We start from the raw sequence: 20,984 nt of genomic DNA, 5'->3' as shown, positions 1-20,984 counted from the left end.
GATGTTGCAGATGCGTGCGAACAACAAGAAGCGCCTAGCGCCCAAACGTAGCGGGCTGAGCCTGGCGATCCAACTGGCCGCACTGGCCCTGATCGCCAGCGCCGCCGATATCCGCGCCGTGCAGGCCAACCCGGGCGCAGGAGCCGCCCACAGCGAGCTGGCCGACCGCTACCACGACTTCAACGTGCCCGCCCAAGCCCTGGACGACGCGCTGGTGCTGCTGGCCCGCCAGGCTGGCGCCGAGCTGTACATGGGCAGCAGCGATTTTGCGGGTGCCTATGCCCACCCGGTACAGGGCCGGCTCTCCCTCGACGCCGCGCTGCAACAACTGCTGGGCGACCAAGGCGTCACCTACAGCCTGGGCGGGCAAGCCGAACGGCCGATCATCCAGTTGCGCGGCAAGGGCGAGACCTCCGGGCTGGAGGGCGACCTGCAACCGACCTACGTTTATGGCCTGCAAGCCAAGCAGTCGCGCGACGAAAAAGGCTACAACGACATCTACGATCAGGACCTCTCCACCGTCTACGCCGGCAAGGAGCAGATCGAACGCTACAAAGGCGCCGCCCCCGCCGACCTGTTCAAGGGCATGCTCAACGTCTACAGCGGCGACGCCCGCAACAGCGGCGCCCTGGACCCCAACATCCGCGGCATCCAGGGCCCGGGCCGCGTGCCGCTGACCATCGACGGCACCGAGCAGGCCCTGACCGTGTACCGCGGCTACATGGGTGCCAACAACCGCAACTACATCGACCCCAACCTCATCGGCAGCATCAAGGTCATCAAAGGCCCGAGCCTGGAGCGCAACGTCTATTCCGGCGTGGGTGGCGCGGTGGTGGCCAGCACCCTGAACGTCGACGATATCCTCAAGGAAGGCCGCGAGTACGGCGGCGAATTCAAGATCGAGGGCAGCAACAACTCGGTCTCGCCCAAGTTGCCCACCCTGATGACCGGGCAGATGCCCAGCCCCGACTACCAGTATTTCCCCATCAGTTCCTACTACGACCCGTCGCTGTACAAGAACCCGCGCACCAGTAGCAGCAATGGCCTGCTCTCCAGCGACGACTACGCCTACCGCCTCGCCCTGGGCACGCGCCAGGAAAAATTCGAACTGCTGACCGCCTACGCCTACCGGGAAAAAGGCAACCACTACGCGGGCAAGGAAAAGAGCGACTTCTATGCCAGCGGCAAAAAGGTCAATGGCTACTGGGACTACATCCCCAACCTGGCCACCATCTACAAACCGGGCGACGAAGTGCCCAACACTTCCAGCAAGATGGAATCGTGGCTGGGCAAGGCCAAACTCAAGATCGACGAAGGCCAGTCCCTGGAGTTCGGCTACCGCGACACCAATGCCCTGTACGGTGAAATCCTGCCCTCGCGCATCTCGTTCTTCTCCCCCGGCACCCAATACGACGCCGCCACCCACGGCGTGCCGCAATGGCCCCTCAGCCATGTGAAAAGCAAGGCCTACAACCTGGAATACAACCTCAAACCCGAGGGCAACCCCTGGGTAGACCTGTACGCCAACCTCTGGGCCACCAACACCCGCAGCGACACCTACAGCAGCGGTGGCATACCCAACCAAACCACCATCGCCGACCCGGTGTTCCGCAATACCGCCCTCTCCAACGCCAAGCACGACCGGGTTGGCCTGACCATGAGCAACAAACTCAAACTGCTGGACAGCCTCGACCTGACGTTGGGCGGCAGCTACCAGCATGAAAAATTGGGCTCCAACGACAACTACAACGACGTGATGATTTTCGACACCCTGCGCATGTACCCCCGGGCCGGGCGCCGGGCCGAACAGGAATACAACTTCAACTTCGATTGGCGGCCTGTCAGCTTTGCCCGCTTCAATGCCGGGATGCGTTATTCGTCGTATTGGGCGTTTGACGATTACTTGAAAGAGACTCAGGACAAGAGTGGTGAGACGACTCAAATTGTCTCTAAAGGCCAACAAGTGGCTTACACCACCCGAAAGACCCTGACGGATGCAGAGTGGCAAGCATCGGTCGATGAAAAAATCGAGAACATTAATCTTGTATCGGAACTATTTGGCTTCACCGAGGAAGAGCGTTTAAGTTCCATAGAACAAGCCAAGAAAGACACGCCACGCATTGAGGACACTCAACACCTGACAGATTGGGCACACGATGGAAAAGGCCGCTATGCCCGTGGCAACAACCCGTGCATTAACCTGAAAAAATCAGGTGAGAATATTGTTTCATGCGCCGCTTATGAGTATGGCTACGGCGCCGTGGACAAAGATGGCAAGCCCCTTAATGAAAAGAAGGACGCCCGCGCAAAACATCAAAAAGATCATGGGTGGACCCCGACACTTTCGGCCACTTTCTATACGTCCGAAAATGGCCGGGTCTATCTTCGCTACAGCGAAGCCCTTCGCTACCCGAGCATGTTTGAAAGCACCATCGGTTTTTCCTCCTCCCTCAACCCGTGGGGCCTTGAGCCCGAACATGCCCATAACTACGAGGCCGCCTACGTCCACAACCTGGCGGGCCTGGGCGGCAGTGAAACCGCCGATATCAAGCTCAGTTACTACCACAACACCACCAAGAACGTGATCGAGCGCAGCCCGCAGATGCGCTTCTCCAACCTGGAGAAGCAGACCACTGCGGGGGTGGAATTGCAGGGCCGCTACGACAATGGCCGGGTGTTTACCGACCTGAGTATCGGCCACGTACTGAAGAACAAAGTCTGCGATGAAAATTCGGCGGTCATGATTAGCAATGACGGCAGCACCCCCAACTGTGTGGATGACGGCTTTGTCGGCGGCTATTTGGTGGGCATGGCTATGCCCGAGTGGTCGGCCAACCTGGGCCTGGGTGCGCGATTCCTTGAACGCAAACTGGAAGTGGGCGGGCGGGCCATTTATTACCGCCAACATGAAAGCAAGTTCTACGACAACTATAAAAACAGCGCCATGGTCAGCTATTACCTGAACACACCCATGTCCTGGGACAAGATCGTCACCTATGACGCCTATATCAATTACAAGTTGACCGACGATGCCTCCATCGAACTGACCGGCACCAACTTGAGCAACCTGTATTACATCGACCCCCTCACCCGCTCGGCCATGCCGGCACCGGGGCGAACCTTAAAACTCGGCTTTACCACTACGTTCTAACCTGCGAGGTATGTCATGGGCGGCTGAAAAGAGAGTCGGCAAATGCTTGACGTGTTGAATTAATTTAAATCACTCAATGGATAATGAAATGAAATCTTTTAACTGCACAGTATTGGCATTGGCACTTCTTGGTTTGACTGGCGTTGCTCAGGCAGACAGCGCCTCGGGGCAAAGTTACACCGGCACTATCGTTGTAGGCGGTACTGGCGCCACATCGCCCAATCACCCAAGCTCACCTGGCCAGCCTGCGGTGGGGGTGCTGGCCTTCTACGGCGGCGCAAAAGTTCCGTTCAGCGGCCTCAAAGGGATGGTGGCAACCGACACCAATGGCGTCACCACCATCACCCCCGCCATGATGCCGGCCTCCCACTCGGCGCTGGGCAACTTCGACTTCAAACAGGTTGCGGCCCAACAGGTTTACTACGGTGAGTGGTCGCAAAACGGCGCCACCAACGACCCGACTCGCGTTGTCTACTACTCCGGCGACACCGCCGGCCGCGTGCTGCCGACCACCAACGTGACCTACGCGGTACAGGGCATCAACAACTACTCCGGCGCCAACCTGCTGTCCGGCGACCTGACCGCTACCTTCGGCACCGCAGCGCCGAAATTGACCGGTTCGCTGGCCAACAGCGCATTGAAAGTTCAACTGTCCGCCAACATCGATACCGCCACCGCCAGCTTTAACGGCGCGGCAGTCGGGCAAAACCTCGCCACCGGCGCAGCACCGATCGTTGGCACCACCACCGGCAGCTTCTTCGGCGCCGGCGCCAACGCGTCCCTGGCCGGTATCGCCAAGTTCGCCGACCGCAACTACGACACCGCTTTCGGTGGCGTGCGTAAGTAAGCCAAGCCTCACCGTTTGAAGTTGCACCACAGAGCAAGTGCCTGAACTTCCGGGCACTTGCTTTTGGCGTTTTAGAACGACCCCGAGAGCGCAGTAATGCCCCCATTTCCTTGCATGCGATGCTTAACCCTTCTCCTGCTGCTCATGTCCCTGGTGCTGCTCGCGGCCCCGGCGATGAGTGCCGACCAGGACACCAACCTGCGCCTGAACCAAACCATCGAATACCGCGCCAATGAACAAGAGCGCGAGTTGCTCAAGGATGAACAGCCCAATGGCCACGACGCGCCGCTGCTGACCATCGACGGCCAGACCTACAGCGTGGGCAACAACCTCGATGAACTGGGCCGCGCGCTGTACCTGTCCATCGAGCGTCGCCAGTGGGCGGCGGCGGCCGAGTACCTCAAGCGCTACAGCGCCCTGCCCGGCCACGACGCCATGCTGGTGGCCTACGCCAATGGCGCACTGGCGCGCAACGACGGGCACCTGGAACAGGCCGAAAGCGACTACCGCCAACTGCTGGCGATGCAGGCCGACTTCCTGCCCGGGCGCCTGGAGCTGGCGCGGGTGCTGTTTGAAAACCGCAAGGACCGCGAAGCACACACCGCGTTCCAGCAGATCAGCAGCGGCCTCAGCCCCGCCGACGCCCAAGCCATGGGGCTGGGCAAAACGGTCGACAGCTTCCTCCAGGCCCTGGACAACCGCGAAGCCTGGCAAGGCTCCTTCGCCATCGGCCCGACCTGGAGCGACAACCTCAACCAGTCCTCCGAAAGCACTGTGACCTACCGCATGGTCACCCCCGACGAAACCTACTACCTCAAGCGTTCACTGCCCAAAGCGGTGTCCGCCCATGGCGTGGACTACGAAGGCACCCTCAACAAACGCATGGCCCTGAGCGGCCACCATGGCGTCTTCGCCCGTGCGCTGCTCTACGGCCAGGCCTACGACGCGCAAAGCAAATACAACGAAAGCACCCTCACCACCAACGCCGGCTACAGCTACCACGATGGGCGCAACCAATATTCCGTAGGCCCATCGTTCGAGTTCAACAGCATCGGCGACAACGCCATGTACGACGCCTGGGGCCTGCGCGGCGAGTGGCTGCACACCCTCAGCGCCACGCGCCTGTTCAAGCTCGAAGGCGAGTACAAAGACATGGCCTACAAGCACGACATCAACACCAACAACGACGGCGCCACCCGTTCGGTCTACGCCACCCTGTGGCAAGCCCTGCCCCAGCGCTGGACCCTATTCGGCGGCGTCGACATCACCGACCGCGACGCCCAGGACCGCACCGTCGCCTACCTGCAAAAAGGCCTGCGCCTGGGCGTGGCCAAAGACTTCGAGGTCGGCGCCAGCGCCGTACTCTTCGCCTCCTACCGCAAACGCCAATACGACGCCTACAGCTCAATCTTCGATGCCCGACGCAACGACGACGAACAAGCCTACACCTTCATCCTCCGCGCCCCACGCCTGGCCGTGTACGACCTCATCCCCAGCCTGACGGTCAAGTACAACAAGGTGCAGAGCAACGTTGATTGGTTTTACAGCTACGACAAAAACAGTGTGAGTTTGAAGTTGGAGAAAGCGTTCTAGAGCGGGTGGGGGCGGCGGCCCGCCGCACCCCGCCAGCAAAACTCCCCACCCATCCCCCACCCCATACCGCTACAATCCGCCGGGTGATGCCAAAGTGCCAACACTGCCGTTGACACCTGCGCTCTCCCTGCTCCCGACAGGTCTTGCGGGTTGCCCTCGCGATGACGCTCAACGGAAACCCCGCACATGGCGCTGCATATTCCTACCCTGCTGGTGGCTTCGGTCTTCATTTTTTTTCTGATGGGGCTGTTGACGGTGCATGCCTGGCTGCGGGAAACCCGCGAGCGGTGCCTGGGTTACTTGGGCGCAATGATGCTGTTGGCCGGGGTGGGGGTGGTGCTGGTGAGTTTGCGCGACACCGGCATGGACCTGATCCCACTGGTGCTGGGCAATGTGATTTTGCTGCTCGGCGCGGGGATGAACTGGACGGCGATGCGCGTGTTTGCTGGGCGCGCGCCTTATGTGCCGGGGATTGTCGCGGGGGCGGTGGTGTGGCTGGTGCTGTATCAGTGGCCGTTTTTTCGCGAGTCGATGGCAGTGCGGGTGTCGGTGTATTCGCTGCTGACGGTGGGTTATTGCCTGCTGACCGCCCATGAACTGTGGCGCAACCGCCAGCAGTGGGAAGTGGCCTATATGCCGGCGCTGATCCTGACCCTTTTTCACACGCTGTTTTACATCGTGCGCGCCATCAACGAGCGGGGTTTCCCGCTGACGGAGGCCTTGTCCGGGATGGGCAGGGGCGTGCCGTTTTTCTCCTTGATGCTGTTCGAGTCGATGCTCTACGTGGTTGGCATCGCCTACGTCACGCTGGCCATGGTCAAGGAACGCGCCGAGTTACGCTTCAAGGCTGCCGCCTATTGCGACGCGTTAACCGGCATCGGCAACCGCCGCGCGTTCATGCAGCACGGCGAGCAACTGCTCAGCCATTGCCAACGTCGGGGCGAGCCGGTGGCCTTGCTGCTGTGCGACCTGGACAACTTCAAGCGCCTCAACGACGCCTTCGGCCACCAGACCGGCGATGAGGCGCTGATTGCCTTTAGCCGCATCAGCGCGGAAAAACTGCGCAAAAAGGACGTATTTGCGCGCATCGGCGGCGAAGAGTTCGCCTGCCTGCTGGCCGATACCGACGAGCACACCGCCGTGCAGGTGGCCGAGCGCATCCGCCAGGGCTTCGCCCAATTACCGTTGCTGGAACCGGGCCTGCTGAGCGTGAGCATTGGCGTGGTAACCAGCCGCGAGTCTGGCTACGACCTCTCACGCCTGCTGTCGCGGGCCGACGAAGCGCTGTACAGCGCCAAGGGCAGCGGGCGCAACCGGGTGCAGAAGGCGTCAGACAGCGTCAGTGGCAACACCGGCCCCCTTCCCACATAAAGGCCTTAGCCCGCCGCCACCGCCACTTCCCGGCGCAGCAACCCCAGGGCCAGCCACACAAACAGCACGGCCGCCGTGCACAGTGCCAGCGGCAGGCCATTGACCGAAGTGGCCATCGCCGCGCCGCTGACCAGCGGCCCCAGCAGGCTACCCACGCCCCACAGGAACCCGGCACTGGCGTTGGCAGTGACCAGGTCCGCACCCTTGAAGCCCTGGCCGATCAGGATGATCGCCAAGGTGTAGATGCCGCCCGCCACCGCCCCCAGGATCACCAGGCTCGGCCACAGCAGCAGCGGATAGTCCATCAGCCACGGCAAGCCCAGGCCAATGGCCAGTGCGATCACCCCGTAGGCCAGGTAAATCGTCGGCCGGTCGACCTTGTCCGAGAGCCAGCCCAAGGGGAATTGGAACGCCGCGTCGCCCAGCAAAATCACCGTGACCATCAACGCCGCCACCTTGATGACGTAGCCATGCCCGGCGGCATACACGGGAAACATCGACAGAATCACGCTATCGAAGAACGAGAAGAACACGATGCCCATGCACAGCGCCGGGGCCACGCGGATAAAGCCCAGCACCGAGAACGACTTGCTCTGGGCATGGGCGCCGCTCAAAGGCGTATGGGGCAGAATGCGCCAGATCACTGCAAAGGCCACAACGTGGCAGGCGAGCACACTGGCGATCACCTCCACCCCTTCGGTGCCGAACAGCGCCACCATTGCCGGGCCGAACAGCTGGAACACGGTGAAGCAGGTGGTGTAGACCGCCACCGTGCGCCCGCGGTGGGCATCCAGCGCCACTTCGTTCACCCAGGATTCGCCCAGGATGATAATCAGCCCCGCCGCCACGCCCATCACCAGCCGCGCCACGCCCAGGCCCAGCAGGCCCTGGCCGGGCAATTGCAACGCGGCGATGCTCAGGGCCGACACGGCGAAGCACCACAGGTAGATCTGCCGCCGGCTCAGGCGCTGGCACACCCAATCCACCATAAAAGCCGAAAGCATCATCCCTGCCGCCGGCAGCGCCGACATCAGGCCGATCTGCACACTCGACGCCCCGGCCTGATACAAGCGCAAAGCCACCACCGGCACCGTCGCACCGATGCACAGGCCCACCACCGACACACCCAGGATCAACGCAGCCAAGACCGCGCGATTGATCGACATCGCCATTACCACTCACTCCTAAAACCTTCAGGCAAACGCCCACCGCGCAGGCTCAGGCCCACGCCGGGCGCATCAACAACTGGGGTGGTTCAGCGGTGTGGAGAGAAGGTGAACGCGAACAAAATGCTGCGGCGGCGGCTGTTCACGCAATGCTCTTGCGAGACGCCAAGGTGGATAACGTGCAGGAACGGGCAGACAACGTCAGGGAACATGGAAGTATCAATCGCCAAAAGAAAGCCAACGCGCCAACCGCGCGGCAGGCTGAGCGGCGCCAGCCTACGCCAAAGCGTGGCGGGGCTCAAATCCGGCCCCCCAAACTCATTGTGGAAGCGAGCCCGCTCGCGATTACGGTGGCTCAGCCACTCCATCGGGGGCTGATAGAGCGCCATCGCGAGCAGGCTCGCTCCCACACGAGGTCGCCTAACGAGCCGATCAAATGCCACCCATCATCCCCGCCATTTGCCCCACAACCCTTGGTCTGCTAGTGTCGCGCCGGTTTAACGTCAACCGGGATAGCCGCCATGGCCCGCAAAAAAGCTGCACTGGATTTCGAACAATCCCTCGCTGACCTGCAAACGCTGGTCGAGCGTCTGGAGAACGGCGAGCTGTCGCTGGAAGACTCGTTGACGGCCTTTGAACAAGGCATCGGCCTGACCCGCGATTGCCAAGCCGCGCTGGCCCAGGCCGAGCAGAAGGTCCAGGTGTTGCTCGAACGCGATGGCGAACTGGCCGAGGAACCCTTCGACGCGGAAGACCCGCAATGATCGCCGCCTACCAGGCCAGCAGCCAGGCGCGGGTCAACGCCGCGCTGCAAACCCTGTTCATCGCCCCCAGCCCCGAACTCGCCCGCCTCTACGAAGCCATGCGCTACAGCGTAATGAATGGCGGCAAGCGCGTGCGCCCGTTGCTGGCCTACGCCGCGTGCCAGGCCATGGGCGGCGAGCCCGAGCAGGCCAACGGCGCCGCGTGCGCGGTGGAGTTGATCCACGCTTACTCCCTGGTTCACGACGATTTGCCGGCGATGGACGACGATGACCTACGCCGCGGCCAGCCCACCACCCATAGAGCCTTCGACGAAGCCTGCGCCATCCTCGCCGGCGACGGCTTGCAGAGCCTGGCCTTCAGCGCCCTGCTCGACCCGCGCCTGAACAGCGCCGATGCCGAGACGCGCCTGCGCATGGTCAGCGCCCTGGCCCTGGCCGCGGGCCCGGCCGGCATGGTCGGCGGCCAAGCCATCGACCTCGGCTCGGTCGGCCTCAAGCTCGACCAGACTGCCCTGGAATACATGCACCGGCACAAGACCGGCGCGCTGATCGAGGCCAGCGTCAAGCTTGGCGCCCTGGCCAGCGGCCGGGCCGAGAAAGCCGAACTCAAGTCCCTGCAAACCTACGCCCAAGCCATCGGCCTGGCCTTTCAGGTGCAGGACGACATTCTCGATGTCGAAAGCGATACCGCCACACTGGGCAAGCGCCAAGGCGCCGACGCCGCCCGCGACAAGCCCACCTACCCGGCGCTGCTGGGCCTGGAGGCGGCCAAGGGCTACGCCCTGGAACTGCGCGACCTGGCCCTGCATGCCCTGCGACCCTTTGACGCGTCGGCCGAGCCGCTGCGCGATCTGGCCCGCTACATCGTCGAACGCCGCAGCTGATGCGGCGCCCACGCGCCTGACCGCATATCGGCCAAGTTCCGCGCTGCGCGTGGGCAGCCTGCGATGCATCAGGTAAACTGCCGCCTCTTTCTATACCTATAACGATTCGCCTGATGCCCACGACGTTTCATGAGATTCCCCGCAAACGCCCGACCACGCCCCTGCTCGACCGCGCCGACACGCCGGCCGGGCTGCGCCGGTTGGGTGAAGCCGAGCTCGAAACCCTGGCCGATGAGTTGCGCCTGGAGCTGCTCTATTCGGTCGGCCAGACCGGCGGGCATTTTGGTGCCGGCCTGGGCGTCATCGAGCTGACCATCGCCCTGCATTACGTCTTCGACACCCCGGACGACCGGTTGGTGTGGGACGTGGGCCATCAGGCGTATCCGCACAAGATCCTCACCGGCCGCCGCGCGCGCATGGGCACCCTGCGCCAGAAGGACGGCATCGCCGCCTTCCCGCGTCGATCCGAGAGCGAGTACGACACCTTTGGCGTCGGCCACTCCAGTACCTCCATCAGCGCCGCCCTGGGCATGGCCATTGCCGCCCGCCTGCAAAACAGCGAGCGCAAGGCAATTGCCGTGATCGGCGATGGCGCGTTGACCGCCGGCATGGCCTTCGAGGCGCTCAACCATGCGCCGGAAGTGAACGCCAACATGCTGGTGATCCTCAACGACAACGACATGTCGATCTCGCGCAATGTCGGCGGGTTGTCCAACTACCTGGCAAAAATCCTCTCCAGCCGCACCTACGCCAGCATGCGCGAGGGCAGCAAGAAAGTTCTCTCGCGCCTGCCCGGCGCCTGGGAAATCGCCCGCCGCACCGAAGAATACGCAAAAGGCATGCTGGTCCCTGGCACGCTGTTCGAGGAGTTGGGCTGGAACTACATCGGCCCCATCGATGGCCATGACCTGCCGACCCTGATCGCCACCCTGCGCAACATGCGCGACCTCAAGGGCCCGCAGTTCCTGCACGTGGTCACCAAGAAGGGCAAAGGCTTCGCCCCGGCTGAAATCGACCCCATCGGCTACCACGCCATCACCAAGCTCGACCCCCTGGACGCCCCGGCCAACCCGCCGAAAACCGCCAGCGGGCCGAAGTATTCCAGCGTTTTTGGCCAGTGGCTGTGCGACATGGCCGCCGCCGACCAACGCCTGGTGGGCATCACCCCGGCAATGAAGGAAGGCTCCGACCTGGTGGCCTTCAGCGAACGTTTCCCGCTGCGCTACTTCGACGTGGCGATTGCCGAACAGCACGCCGTGACCTTCGCCGCCGGCATGGCCTGCGAGGGCGCCAAACCGGTGGTGGCGATCTACTCCACCTTCCTGCAACGCGGCTACGACCAATTGATTCATGACGTGGCGGTGCAGAACCTCGACGTCCTGTTCGCCATCGACCGCGCCGGCCTGGTGGGCGAAGACGGCCCGACCCACGCCGGCAGCTTCGACCTGTCGTACCTGCGGTGCATCCCCGGCATGCTGGTGATGACCCCCAGCGACGAAAACGAACTGCGCAAGATGCTCACCACCGGCCACCTCTATAACGGCCCAGCCGCCGTGCGTTACCCGCGTGGTTCGGGGCCGAATGCAGCCATCAGCAAAGACCTCAACCCCATCGAGATCGGCAAGGGCGTGGTGCGCCGCCAAGGCTCGCGCCTGGCGATCCTGGTGTTCGGCGTGCAACTGGCCGAGGCCCTGAAAGTGGCAGAAAAGCTCGACGCCACCGTGGTCGACATGCGCTTCGTCAAACCCCTGGACGAAGCCCTGGTACGCGACCTGGCGGCCCGCCATGAACTGCTGGTGACCATCGAAGAAAACGCCATCATGGGCGGCGCCGGCGCGGCGGTCAGCGAATTCCTGGCCCGCGAAAACATCCTCAAGTCGATGCTGCACCTGGGCTTGCCGGACAGTTACGTCGAACACGCCAAACCTGCGCAGATGCTCGCCGAATGCGGCCTGGACGAAGCCGGGATCGCAGCGTCGATCGCCCAGCGCCTGGAGCTCCTGGGCCTCTGACCCCACGCAAAACCCTGTAGGAGCGAGGCTGTTCGCGAGGGCGCGGTGACTGACATGCCGCCATCGCGAGCAAGCTCGCGCCCACAAGAGGGATCTACATCGCCATGAACCTGCACCACCTCCTGCCCCTGCTGTTACTGCCCGCCACCGACCTGCTCGCCGACACCTTCGAGCGCGACGCCGCACTGAAACTGCCGGACACCCTGATTAGCGCCAACCGCCAGGTCCAAGCGCGCAACGACAGCAGCGCCGCCAACACCGTGTTCACCCGCGACGATATCGACCGCCTACAGCCAGGCAGCGTCACCGACCTGCTGCGCCGCGTACCGGGCGTGCAGGTCGCCGAGGCCGGCGGGCGCGGCAGTTTGCCAGCGATCTATATCCGCGGCACCAAATCGGCGCAGAGCCTGGTGTTGGTGGACGGCCAGCGCATCGGCAACGCCACCTCCGGCGACAGCAACCTGCAACACCTCAATATCCAGCAGATCGAACGCGTCGAAGTGCTGCGCGGCTCGCGCTCGGTGATCTACGGCAGCGACGCCATTGGCGGGGTGATCCAGATTTTCACCCGCCGCGGCGACGGCGCCGGCCTGCAACCGCGCCTGCACCTGGGCTTTGGCAGCCAGCAGACCTGGGAACGCAGCCTCGGGTTGTCTGGCGGCGATGCGCAGACCCGTTTCAACCTCGGCGCCAGCCTCGACGACACCGCTGGCATCGACCGCACGCACCAGTCCTTCGCCAGCGACAGCGACCACGACGCCTACCGCAACAAGGCCCTGAGTTTCAGCCTCAGCCATGCCTTTGACGACGACCTCGAAGCGGGCCTGAATGTGCTGGATAACCGCGGCAAGAGTGAGTTTGACAACCCGTTTGGCCGCGATGCGCAAGAGCTCTATAGCCAGTTCACCGTCAGCGGCGTCAGCAGCTACGTAGACGCGCGGCTCAATGACACCTGGCGTTCACGCCTGGAACTGGGCCACAGCGAAAACCGCGAAGAAACCCTCGACAAGCTCAGCACCGAACGCGCGGTGTTCAACACCTACCGCGATTCGCTGAACTGGCAGAACGACCTGAGCCTGGATGAGCGCAACAGCCTGATCCTGGGCGGTGACTGGTACGAAGACCGGGTCAACAGCAGCACCGCCCTCAACGAAGACAGCCGCTGGAACCGCGCGGCGTTTATCCAGCATCGCTTCCAGGGCGACGGCTTTGCCACGGAACTGGGCCTGCGCCACGACCAGAACCAGCAATTCGGCAGCCAGAACAGTTGGAGCGGCACCTTCACCTTGCCGCTCAACCCCGACAATGACCTGCTGCTGAGCTACAGCGAAGGGTTTCGGGCGCCGACCTTCAATGACCTTTACTACCCCTTTGAGAAGAGCAGCAACCCAAACCTCAAGGCGGAACACGCCAAGAGCTACGAGCTGCAATGGCGCAGCCAACTCAGCGACAGCAGCCGCTTGGAAGCCTCGCTGTACCGCACCGACCTGAAGAATGCGATCGTGGCTCTGGAATCGACCGCTTACCTTCCCTACAACGTCGCTTCCGCACGCATCAATGGTTTTGAAGCCTCCCTCACCCAAGAGCTGTTCGGCTGGCAGGGCAGCCTGGGCCTGTCGATCATCGACCCGCGTGACCGCGGCAGCGGCCGCACCCTGCCCCGTCGCGCCCGGCGCACCCTGAGCCTGGACCTGGACCGCCAGTTCGACCGCTTGGGCCTGGGCGCCAGTTGGCAAGCGGTGAGCGGCAGCTACGACGACGAAAAAAACCAGCAGGTTCTGGGTGGCTATGGGTTGCTCGGCGTACGCGGCAGTTGGGCGCTGAGCCGCGAGGTGGCGTTGCAACTCAAGGTCGACAACCTGCTGGACAAGCACTATGCCCGCGCCCGCTATAGCTACCAAGAGCCGAGTTTCAAGAACAACCAAAACTACCGCGAAGCAGGCCAGACCTGGATGCTCGGCGTGACCTGGACGCCGCAGCTTTAGGGGTTGCTGCCGGGCCCATCGCGGGCAGGCCCGCTCCCACGGTTGAACGGTGGTGTGGGGGGATTTTTCCTCTGTGGGAGCGAGCCTGCTCGCCATGGCGGCACCGGGTGGCGGTGACGAATGACAGCTGCTCCCACAGAGGGTTGGTGGCTACCGGCTAAAGCGGCCTCAGTGCTGCGCCGCAATTCCTTGGCACAAGCGCGCGGTGGCTTCGATCATCTGCCCGCTGGGCCGCTCCAGGCCTTTATCCGCGATCCGCAGCAACCGCCCCTGGGCCACCGCCGCTACCTGCGGCCAGGCCTTCCAGGCGTCCAGTTGCCGTTGGTCGCTGGCCAGGATCAACTGCGGGTTGCGCTGCAACACCGCTTCGAGGCTGACTTGCGGGGCCGGCAGCGGGAGGTCGTCGAACACATTGCGCGCGCCGCACACCGTCAGGGCATCGCTGATGATCTGGCCGCCGCCCACGGTGTACAGCGGCTGGTCCCAGACCTGGTAGAACACCCGCAGCGGTTCATCCCGGTGATAGCGCTGGCGCAGCTCATCGAGCCGGTGGCGCAGCTCGCCGGCCAAGGCGCGGCCACGTTCGGCGCGCCCCAGGCGTTGGCCGATCTGGTCGATCTGGTGGATGAGTTGTTCGAGGCTATGGGGTTCGGCGACAAAGGTCGGGATATTCAGGCGCTTGAGCTGCTCGCGCTGGGCCGGGCCAACGCTGCCGGGCCAGAGCAGCAGCAAGTCGGGTTGCAGGCTGAGCAGGCGCTCGATGTCCAACTGGCCGTAGCGGCCCAAGGATGGCAGGCCTTGGAGCCCGACCGGGCGCTCACCGGCATCGAGCACACCCACCAGCAAGTCGCCGGCGCCCAGCTCAACGACGATTTCCGTCAGCGACGGCGCCAGGCTGACCACCCGTTGCGCCGCCGCCCAGGGGCTGGCGGCCAACAGCAGGACCACCCACCAGAAGCGCATCAACCCAGTTGGCGCGGAATGCGATAGAGGTAGAACAGCACCGCGCTGGCCAGCGCTAGCAGCATCACGGGTATCGCTTCCAGGCCGACGAACACGGCCAGGGCACCGATCCACGCCGGCAGCGAGGCGGCCAGGAATGCCACGCGGCGGCGCGCCGCCAGGTTGATCCAGGCTGCGGGCTCCTCAGGGGTGTCGAGGGCTTTGTGGGTGTCGATCAAGGCGTGCTTGAAACCGCCGAAAAACTTCAGGCTGACAAACATCGAAGCCATGCCGGCGATGAAAAATGGCATCGCCAGCAGTGGCAATACAGGGTCGGTCTGGCTGAACACGCCATTGATGACGAACAGCGGCAACAACGCCAGCGCCAGGTATTGCCACCAATTGACGGCCAGTCGCCGCCGAACTTGACCACGGGTCACGCCCCTTCTACCTCGCCCTGGTGCTCGTTGCCCATCATGTGGTCGAGCTTGCTGGCCTTCGTCGCCAGGTAGAGCTTGTTGTGCGGGTTATGGCCGGTGTGCAGCGGCACGCGCTCGGCGACGGTGATGCCCATATCGGTCAAGGCCTTGACCTTGCGCGGGTTGTTGGTCATCAGGCGCAGGGATTTGACCCCCAGGTGTTCGAGCATCGGCAGGCAGATGGCGTAGTCGCGCTGGTCGGCGGCAAAGCCCAGGCGTTCGTTGGCTTCGACGGTGTCGGCGCCGCCATCTTGCAGTTCGTAGGCGCGGATCTTGTTCAGCAAACCGATACCGCGCCCTTCCTGGCGCAGGTACAGCAGCACGCCGCGGCCCTCACGGGCGATGGCGCGCATCGCGGCTTCCAGTTGCGAGCCACAGTCGCAACGCTGGCTGAACAGGGCGTCACCGGTCAGGCACTCGGAGTGCAAGCGGCCCAGAACCGGGGCGCCATCGTCGAACTCACCGAGGCTGAGCACTACATGCTCGCGGCCCGTGGCTTCGTCGAGGAAGCCGTGCATGGTGAATTGCGCAAAAGGGGTTGGCAGCTTGGAAGCGGCGACAAAAACGACGGGCACCGTGTGCTCCTGATCTGGTTGTGATTCGCAGAGGCGGCATTGTAACAGCAGGTTCCTACAGGCGCTTAGGCTGAATTACCGACCATAAAGATCAAGAAGTTTGATTACTGCCCGCCCGGCAGGCCGCTGTCCGCGAACGGGTAGGGCTGTTTCCAGCGCTCGAAAATGCCGCGCAACTGGCCACTGCTGACCAACACCGCCATGCGCTGATCGTACAAGGCCATTAGCGCCCGCCCGCGCGGGGTGTCGGCGAACCCCAGGTAGAGCGGCAGTTCAGCCAAGTGGCTGCGGCGGTAGAGCGACGGATCGGCGGCCTTGCCTTGGACGTATTCGACCTCGGTCAGGGCATCGATGTAAAAGTCGGCGCGGCCATGGCGCAGCATCGACAGGATGCCGTCGCGGCGCTCGATCTGGTTGAACGCACGAACGTTGGGCAGGTAGTTCTCGTAGCGGTAGCCGCGCACCCAGGCCAGGCGATACTTGCCCAAAGTCGCCAGGGTTGGCGCCGGCAGTGTCGCCAGCCCAAGGGCGTAGATGTGGTCGGAGTCGAAATTCCAGCGCGGGTACAACACGCCTTCGGCCTCGTCGCGGTAGGAACCGACCAGGGCGTCCACCTCGCGCAATTGCGCCAGGCCCACGGAGCGGGTGTAAGGCTCGGTGCGGATGTTCAGGCGCACACCGGCCGGCTCGAAGACCTCGCGCAGCACCTCCCAGGCCAGGCCGCCACCATTGGCGTCGGTGTAATCGACCCACTCCTCGCTGGCCAGCAATATCTGCTGCGGCAGCACCGCTGGGTCAACGGCCCGGGCTATGGTGCCAAAACCCGCCAACATCAGTATCAACAGCCAGCATCCAGCCTTGCCCATGCTCGGTTCCTCAAGCAGCCCCTCAGGCGAAACACCACACCAATCCCTGCATCGCCAACCAGGCAAACACCCCGGCCAGCACGTCGTCGAGCATGATCCCCACGCCACCGTGCACGTGCCGGTCGATCCAGCGAATCGGCCATGGCTTGAGAATGTCGAAGAAGCGGAACATCAAGAAACCCGCCAGCAACCAGTACCAGCCTTCGGGCACCAGCCACAGGGTGATCCACATCCCGACCATTTCGTCCCAGACGATGCCTTCGTGGTCGTGTACCCGCAAATCGTCGGCCACCTTGCCGCACAGCCAGAAGCCAAACAGCATGGTGATGCCCAGCATCAGCCAGTAACCCCAGTCCGGCAGCATCTGCCATAACGGGATGAAGGGTAGCGCAACTAACGAACCCCAGGTGCCCGGCGCCTTGGGCAGCGTGCCGGAGCCAAAGCCGAAGGCCAGGAAATGCCAGGGATTACGCCAGACCGACGGCGGCACGAACTCTGCCGGAACCTGATTGGGATGATCTGTCACGGTGTCTCCCGAAAATGTTGATAGCCCCGGGTTGCCGGGGTGATGTCGTGTCCGGCGGCGTCCAGCAGCGTCACGCCCTGCCCCGCCACCACGTGGCCGATGACGTGCACCGGCCAGCCCTGGGCCTGCAACGGCGCCAGTTCGGCAGCCGGCAGGGTAAAGGCCAGGATGTAATCGTCACCACCGCTCAACGCCGCCGCCTGCGCACCTTGCAGCCCGAGGAACGCCACCAGCGCCGGGCTTAGGGGTACACGCTCGCGCTCAATCTGCAAGCCTACGCCAGAGGCCTTGGCGATATGCCCGCAATCGGCCAGCAAACCGTCGGAAATATCCAGCGCGGCCGTGGCCCGGCCCCGCAACGCCTGGCCCAGCGCCAGTTGTGGCTGAGGCGACCAGTACTGGGCCAGCAAGGGCTCGGCGATGGCCGCATCGGCCGTGCGCTGGCCCAACACCAGGGGCAATGCCCCCGCCGCCCGGCCCAGGTCGCCGCCCACGCAGAGCAGGTCACCCGCCCGTGCGCCGCTGCGGGTCAGGGCCTGGCCCGCGGGCACCCGGCCGAACACGGTGAGGGTCAGGCTCAACGGGCCGCGGGTGGTGTCGCCGCCCACCAGGCTCACGCCACAGGCCTGGGCCATGCGGTTCAAACCACGGGCATAGGCGTCCAGCCACTCGGCGGTCACCGTCGGCAGGGTCAGGGCAAGGGTAAAGGCAATGGGGGTGGCGCCCATGGCAGCCAGGTCACTGACCGCCACGGCCAGCGAGCGCTGGCCGAGCAGGAAAGGCTCGCACGGATCGGCAAAATGCACGCCGGCGACCAGGGTATCGGTAGAAATGGCCAACTGTTCCCCGGGGGGAACCGCCAACAGGGCGCAGTCGTCGCCGATCCCCAGTGCCACGCCCTCGCCGGCCTGCGCACAAGGCGCGGCGGCGAAGTAATGACGGATCAGCTCAAACTCGCCCATGGCGCACGCCAGCGCCAATCAGCGCTTGAACGCCTTCACTTCGGCTTCACGCAGGCGCGGGGCCAGTTTGTCGAGCACGCCGTTGACGAACTTGTGGCCGTCGGTGGAACCGTAGACCTTGGCCAGCTCGATGCCTTCGTTGATGACCACACGGTAAGGCACATCGACGCGCTTGATGAGTTCCCAGGTGGACAGGCGCAACACCGCCAGTTCAACCGGGTCCAGCTCTTCGATGGTGATGTCCAGGCAAGGCGCGAGGGCCTCGTCGATCTCGGTCTTGTTGGCCGGGACGCCGTGCAGGATCTCGCGGAAGTAGCCGGAGTCGACATCGGTGAAGTCGTTATCGACCCGGAACTGCGCTTCGATTTCGTTCAGCGAAGTTTTGGCCATGTGCCATTGGTACAGCGCTTGGGTCGCGAGCTGACGGGCCTCGCGACGCTTGACGCTCTTGGATGGCTTGCCAGCGTCCGCAGGTTTCGGATCGCGCGGGTTGAAACGATCGCTTTCGTCGCTAATCACTTGGCCTCCAACTGCGCCAGCAGGCTGACCATTTCCAGGGCGGACAGGGCAGCTTCGGCGCCTTTGTTACCGGCCTTGGTGCCGGAACGTTCGATGGCTTGCTCGATGGAGTCGACAGTCAGCACGCCAAACGCAACCGGCACGCCGAACTCCATGGACACCTGGGCCAGGCCCTTGGTGCATTCGCCTGCCACGTATTCAAAGTGCGGAGTGCCGCCGCGAATGACTGCGCCCAGGGCGATGATCGCTGCGTATTCGCCCTTTTGCGCGACTTTCTGCGCCACCAGCGGAATCTCGAAGGCGCCCGGGGCGCGGATCAGGGTGATATCGCTTTCGCTCACGCCATGGCGAACCAGGGCATCAACGGCGCCACTGACCAGGCTTTCAACCACGAAGCTGTTGAAGCGGCCAACGACGAGCGCGTAGCGGCCCTTGGGGGCGATGAAGGTACCTTCGATGGTCTTGAGGGTCATTCGACAAATCTCTTAAAGAGCCGGGACGCGCCTTTTTGCGCGTCCCTCGGTGATATTTGAACCGCGAACAAGGGGCGGAAAACGCCCGGCCTTTATTCGGAGGGCACGTATTCTACAACTTCCAGGTCGAAACCGGATATCGCATTAAATTTCATTGGCGCGCTCATCAGGCGCATCTTGCGCACGCCCAGGTCCCGCAGGATCTGCGAACCGGCCCCGACAATGCTGTAGGTGGTCGGTTTTTTCGCCGGCGCCTGGTCCGCGGTTTCGCGGATATGGGCCAGCAACACATCGCCATCGAGGGGGTGACCGAGCAATAGCACCACGCCGCTGCCGGCCTGGGCCACTGCGGCCATGGCGGCCCGCAGGCTCCAACGCCCTGGTTGCTTGACCAGCAGCAGGTCGCGCAAGGGGTCCATGTTGTGCACGCGCACCAGGGTCGGTTCTTCGGCGCAGATGTTGCCCAGGGTCAGGGCCATGTGCACGTCGCCTTCGACCGAATCACGGTAGGTCACCAGGTTGAACTGCCCCAGTTCGCTGTCCAGCGGCTGCTCGGCAATCCGCTGAACGGTACGTTCGTGGATCATCCGGTAGTGGATCAGGTCGGCAATGGTGCCGATCTTGATGTTGTGCTCGGCGGCGAACGCCTCCAGTTCCGCGCGGCGGGACATGGTGCCGTCGTCGTTCATCACTTCGCAGATCACGCCGCTGGGCTCGAACCCGGCCATGCGCGCCAGGTCGCATGCGGCCTCGGTGTGGCCGGCGCGGGCCAGGGTGCCGCCCGGCTGGGCCATCAGCGGGAAGATGTGGCCGGGGCTAACGATGTCTTCGGCCTTGGCGTCCTTGGCGGCGGCGGCCTGCACGGTGCGGGCGCGGTCAGCGGCGGAAATGCCGGTGGTGACGCCCGTGGTGGCTTCGATGGAGACGGTGAACTTGGTGCCGAAACCCGAGCCGTTGCGCGGCGACATCAGCGGCAACTTGAGCAGTTCGCAGCGCTCGCGGCTCATGGGCATGCACACCAGGCCCCGGGCGTGCTTGACCATGAAGTTGATGTCTTCGGCCTTGCAGCATTCGGCGGCCATAATCAAGTCGCCTTCGTTCTCGCGGTCTTCGTCATCCATCAGGATGACCATCTTGCCTTGGCGGATGTCTTCGACCAGTTCTTCGATGCTATTGAGCGCCACGCGGCACCCCCTTGGTTCAGGATTTGAGATAGCCATTGGCGGCTAGAAAGCTTTCGGTGATCTTGCCGGGCGCGGCAGGCTCGGCGGCTTTATCGCCCAGCAGCAAGCGCTCCAGATAACGTGCAAGCAAGTCAACTTCCAGGTTGACCTCACGCCCCGGCCGGTAGTCGGCCATGATGGTCTCGGCCAGCGTGTGGGGGACGATGGTCAATTCGAATTCAGCGCCATTGACTGCGTTGACCGTCAGGCTGGTGCCATCGACGGTGATCGAGCCTTTGTGGGCGATGTACTTGGCCAGTTCCTTGGGCGCGCGGATGCGAAATTGAATGGCGCGGGCGTTTTCTTCCCGTGCAATCACCTCGCCCACGCCGTCAACGTGGCCACTGACCAGGTGCCCACCTAAGCGGGTGGTGGGGGTCAGGGCTTTTTCTAGGTTGACCCGGCTGCCGGCCTTCAACTGGTGGAACGCGGTGCAGTCCAGGGTTTCGCGGCTGACATCGGCCCAAAAACCGTCGCCGGGCAGCTCCACCGCGGTCAGGCACACGCCGTTGACGGCGATGCTGTCGCCCAGTTTGACGTCGCCCAGGTCGAGCTTGCCGGTTTCAACATAGACCCGCACATCGCCGCCCTTGGGGGTCAATGCGCGGATGCTGCCGATGGATTCGATGATGCCGGTGAACATGGG

Annotated in this window: 20 protein-coding genes; 8 read left to right on the top strand and 12 right to left on the bottom strand. The window is 63.6% G+C overall.

What is annotated here, in order from left to right; genetic code table 11:
* Position 1 precedes the first annotated feature (1 nt).
* From AC19YR_RS16665 to AC19YR_RS16650, 4 genes are all read left to right on the top strand, one after another.
* Positions 2 to 3,151: a TonB-dependent receptor domain-containing protein gene (locus AC19YR_RS16665; protein ID WP_500599288.1), complete on the top strand. Its 3,150-nt coding sequence runs from the start codon at positions 2 to 4 to the stop codon at positions 3,149 to 3,151.
* An 88-nt stretch (positions 3,152 to 3,239) separates the two neighbouring features.
* Entirely contained in the window at positions 3,240 to 3,998 is a 759-nt protein-coding gene (locus AC19YR_RS16660; protein ID WP_095109641.1) for a Slam-dependent surface lipoprotein, read from the top strand.
* Between the two features lie 144 nt (positions 3,999 to 4,142).
* On the top strand, positions 4,143 to 5,591 hold the full coding sequence (locus AC19YR_RS16655) for a surface lipoprotein assembly modifier (protein ID WP_500599286.1): 1,449 nt from the start codon (positions 4,143 to 4,145) through the stop codon (positions 5,589 to 5,591).
* A gap of 186 nt (positions 5,592 to 5,777) precedes the next feature.
* Positions 5,778 to 6,962, top strand: coding sequence for a GGDEF domain-containing protein (locus AC19YR_RS16650; protein ID WP_500599284.1), 1,185 nt, complete (start codon positions 5,778 to 5,780; stop codon positions 6,960 to 6,962).
* Between the two features lie 5 nt (positions 6,963 to 6,967).
* Here the strand turns inward: AC19YR_RS16650 and AC19YR_RS16645 are convergent, their stop codons facing one another.
* Together AC19YR_RS16645 and AC19YR_RS16640 are read right to left on the bottom strand one after the other, a co-directional pair.
* On the bottom strand, positions 6,968 to 8,122 hold the full coding sequence (locus AC19YR_RS16645; RefSeq protein WP_500599317.1) for an MFS transporter: 1,155 nt from the start codon (positions 8,120 to 8,122) through the stop codon (positions 6,968 to 6,970).
* A gap of 95 nt (positions 8,123 to 8,217) precedes the next feature.
* The gene (locus AC19YR_RS16640) at positions 8,218 to 8,517 is read right to left on the bottom strand and encodes a hypothetical protein (RefSeq protein WP_500599283.1); all 300 of its coding nucleotides are present in this window, start codon (positions 8,515 to 8,517) and stop codon (positions 8,218 to 8,220) included.
* 132 nt (positions 8,518 to 8,649) lie between these two features.
* Here AC19YR_RS16640 and AC19YR_RS16635 point away from each other — a divergent pair, with 132 nt between their 5' ends.
* The 4 genes from AC19YR_RS16635 (at position 8,650) to AC19YR_RS16620 (ending at position 13,773) form a co-directional block, all read left to right on the top strand.
* Positions 8,650 to 8,892: an exodeoxyribonuclease VII small subunit gene (locus tag AC19YR_RS16635; RefSeq protein ID WP_095109655.1), complete on the top strand. Its 243-nt coding sequence runs from the start codon at positions 8,650 to 8,652 to the stop codon at positions 8,890 to 8,892.
* Positions 8,889 to 9,776 carry a (2E,6E)-farnesyl diphosphate synthase gene (ispA, locus tag AC19YR_RS16630; RefSeq protein ID WP_095109656.1) on the top strand — a complete coding sequence of 296 codons (888 nt, stop codon included), beginning with the start codon at positions 8,889 to 8,891 and terminating at the stop codon, positions 9,774 to 9,776. Before AC19YR_RS16635 ends, ispA begins: the two co-directional genes overlap by 4 nt.
* Before the next feature lie 113 nt (positions 9,777 to 9,889).
* The gene (gene dxs / locus AC19YR_RS16625; RefSeq protein WP_500599282.1) at positions 9,890 to 11,788 is read left to right on the top strand and encodes a 1-deoxy-D-xylulose-5-phosphate synthase; all 1,899 of its coding nucleotides are present in this window, start codon (positions 9,890 to 9,892) and stop codon (positions 11,786 to 11,788) included.
* Between the two features lie 104 nt (positions 11,789 to 11,892).
* Positions 11,893 to 13,773 carry a TonB-dependent receptor domain-containing protein gene (locus tag AC19YR_RS16620; RefSeq protein WP_500599281.1) on the top strand — a complete coding sequence of 627 codons (1,881 nt, stop codon included), beginning with the start codon at positions 11,893 to 11,895 and terminating at the stop codon, positions 13,771 to 13,773.
* 168 nt (positions 13,774 to 13,941) lie between these two features.
* On the opposite strand, the gene AC19YR_RS16615 is transcribed toward AC19YR_RS16620, so the two are convergent.
* The 10 genes from AC19YR_RS16615 to AC19YR_RS16570 form a co-directional block, all read right to left on the bottom strand.
* Entirely contained in the window at positions 13,942 to 14,736 is a 795-nt protein-coding gene (locus tag AC19YR_RS16615) for a cobalamin-binding protein (protein ID WP_095109659.1), read from the bottom strand.
* A complete protein-coding gene (locus AC19YR_RS16610; protein ID WP_500599279.1) occupies positions 14,736 to 15,155 on the bottom strand; it encodes an MFS transporter in 420 nt (139 codons plus the stop codon). The genes AC19YR_RS16615 and AC19YR_RS16610 overlap by 1 nt, the downstream gene beginning before the upstream one ends.
* Positions 15,152 to 15,769, bottom strand: coding sequence for a GTP cyclohydrolase II (gene ribA / locus AC19YR_RS16605; protein WP_095109661.1), 618 nt, complete (start codon positions 15,767 to 15,769; stop codon positions 15,152 to 15,154). The genes AC19YR_RS16610 and ribA overlap by 4 nt, the downstream gene beginning before the upstream one ends.
* Positions 15,770 to 15,873: 104 nt before the next feature.
* Complete coding sequence (locus AC19YR_RS16600; RefSeq protein WP_500599277.1) at positions 15,874 to 16,635, bottom strand: substrate-binding periplasmic protein; 762 nt, start codon at positions 16,633 to 16,635, stop codon at positions 15,874 to 15,876.
* 22 nt (positions 16,636 to 16,657) lie between these two features.
* Entirely contained in the window at positions 16,658 to 17,161 is a 504-nt protein-coding gene (locus AC19YR_RS16595) for a phosphatidylglycerophosphatase A family protein (protein ID WP_095109662.1), read from the bottom strand.
* The gene (thiL, locus tag AC19YR_RS16590; protein ID WP_500599276.1) at positions 17,158 to 18,123 is read right to left on the bottom strand and encodes a thiamine-phosphate kinase; all 966 of its coding nucleotides are present in this window, start codon (positions 18,121 to 18,123) and stop codon (positions 17,158 to 17,160) included. Before thiL ends, AC19YR_RS16595 begins: the two co-directional genes overlap by 4 nt.
* A gap of 18 nt (positions 18,124 to 18,141) precedes the next feature.
* Positions 18,142 to 18,642, bottom strand: a complete 501-nt coding sequence (gene nusB, locus AC19YR_RS16585) for a transcription antitermination factor NusB (RefSeq protein ID WP_095109664.1) — start codon at positions 18,640 to 18,642, stop codon at positions 18,142 to 18,144.
* On the bottom strand, positions 18,639 to 19,115 hold the full coding sequence (ribH, locus tag AC19YR_RS16580; protein WP_095109665.1) for a 6,7-dimethyl-8-ribityllumazine synthase: 477 nt from the start codon (positions 19,113 to 19,115) through the stop codon (positions 18,639 to 18,641). Before ribH ends, nusB begins: the two co-directional genes overlap by 4 nt.
* A gap of 92 nt (positions 19,116 to 19,207) precedes the next feature.
* The gene (gene ribBA, locus AC19YR_RS16575; protein WP_095109666.1) at positions 19,208 to 20,299 is read right to left on the bottom strand and encodes a bifunctional 3,4-dihydroxy-2-butanone-4-phosphate synthase/GTP cyclohydrolase II; all 1,092 of its coding nucleotides are present in this window, start codon (positions 20,297 to 20,299) and stop codon (positions 19,208 to 19,210) included.
* Between the two features lie 16 nt (positions 20,300 to 20,315).
* Positions 20,316 to 20,981: a riboflavin synthase gene (locus tag AC19YR_RS16570; RefSeq protein ID WP_095109667.1), complete on the bottom strand. Its 666-nt coding sequence runs from the start codon at positions 20,979 to 20,981 to the stop codon at positions 20,316 to 20,318.
* Positions 20,982 to 20,984: the final 3 nt, after the last annotated feature.

The organism is Pseudomonas sp. MF08817, from assembly GCF_059862705.1.
This window is presented reverse-complemented; position numbering and strand designations above follow the sequence as displayed.

Excerpts from the sequence above, each read along its gene's own strand:
- AC19YR_RS16655 (WP_500599286.1), top strand. The coding sequence starts at position 4,143 with ATGTCCCTGGTGCTGCTCGCGGCCCCGGCGATGAGTGCCGACCAGGAC.
- AC19YR_RS16600 (WP_500599277.1), bottom strand. The coding sequence starts at position 16,635 with ATGGGCAAGGCTGGATGCTGGCTGTTGATACTGATGTTGGCGGGTTTT.
- dxs (WP_500599282.1), top strand. The coding sequence starts at position 9,890 with ATGCCCACGACGTTTCATGAGATTCCCCGCAAACGCCCGACCACGCCC.
- AC19YR_RS16615 (WP_095109659.1), bottom strand. The coding sequence starts at position 14,736 with ATGCGCTTCTGGTGGGTGGTCCTGCTGTTGGCCGCCAGCCCCTGGGCG.
- ispA (WP_095109656.1), top strand. The coding sequence starts at position 8,889 with ATGATCGCCGCCTACCAGGCCAGCAGCCAGGCGCGGGTCAACGCCGCG.
- AC19YR_RS16620 (WP_500599281.1), top strand. The coding sequence starts at position 11,893 with ATGAACCTGCACCACCTCCTGCCCCTGCTGTTACTGCCCGCCACCGAC.
- AC19YR_RS16570 (WP_095109667.1), bottom strand. The coding sequence starts at position 20,981 with ATGTTCACCGGCATCATCGAATCCATCGGCAGCATCCGCGCATTGACC.
- AC19YR_RS16650 (WP_500599284.1), top strand. The coding sequence starts at position 5,778 with ATGGCGCTGCATATTCCTACCCTGCTGGTGGCTTCGGTCTTCATTTTT.
- AC19YR_RS16635 (WP_095109655.1), top strand. The coding sequence starts at position 8,650 with ATGGCCCGCAAAAAAGCTGCACTGGATTTCGAACAATCCCTCGCTGAC.
- AC19YR_RS16665 (WP_500599288.1), top strand. The coding sequence starts at position 2 with ATGTTGCAGATGCGTGCGAACAACAAGAAGCGCCTAGCGCCCAAACGT.
- ribH (WP_095109665.1), bottom strand. The coding sequence starts at position 19,115 with ATGACCCTCAAGACCATCGAAGGTACCTTCATCGCCCCCAAGGGCCGC.
- AC19YR_RS16640 (WP_500599283.1), bottom strand. The coding sequence starts at position 8,517 with ATGGCGCTCTATCAGCCCCCGATGGAGTGGCTGAGCCACCGTAATCGC.
- thiL (WP_500599276.1), bottom strand. The coding sequence starts at position 18,123 with ATGGGCGAGTTTGAGCTGATCCGTCATTACTTCGCCGCCGCGCCTTGT.
- AC19YR_RS16660 (WP_095109641.1), top strand. The coding sequence starts at position 3,240 with ATGAAATCTTTTAACTGCACAGTATTGGCATTGGCACTTCTTGGTTTG.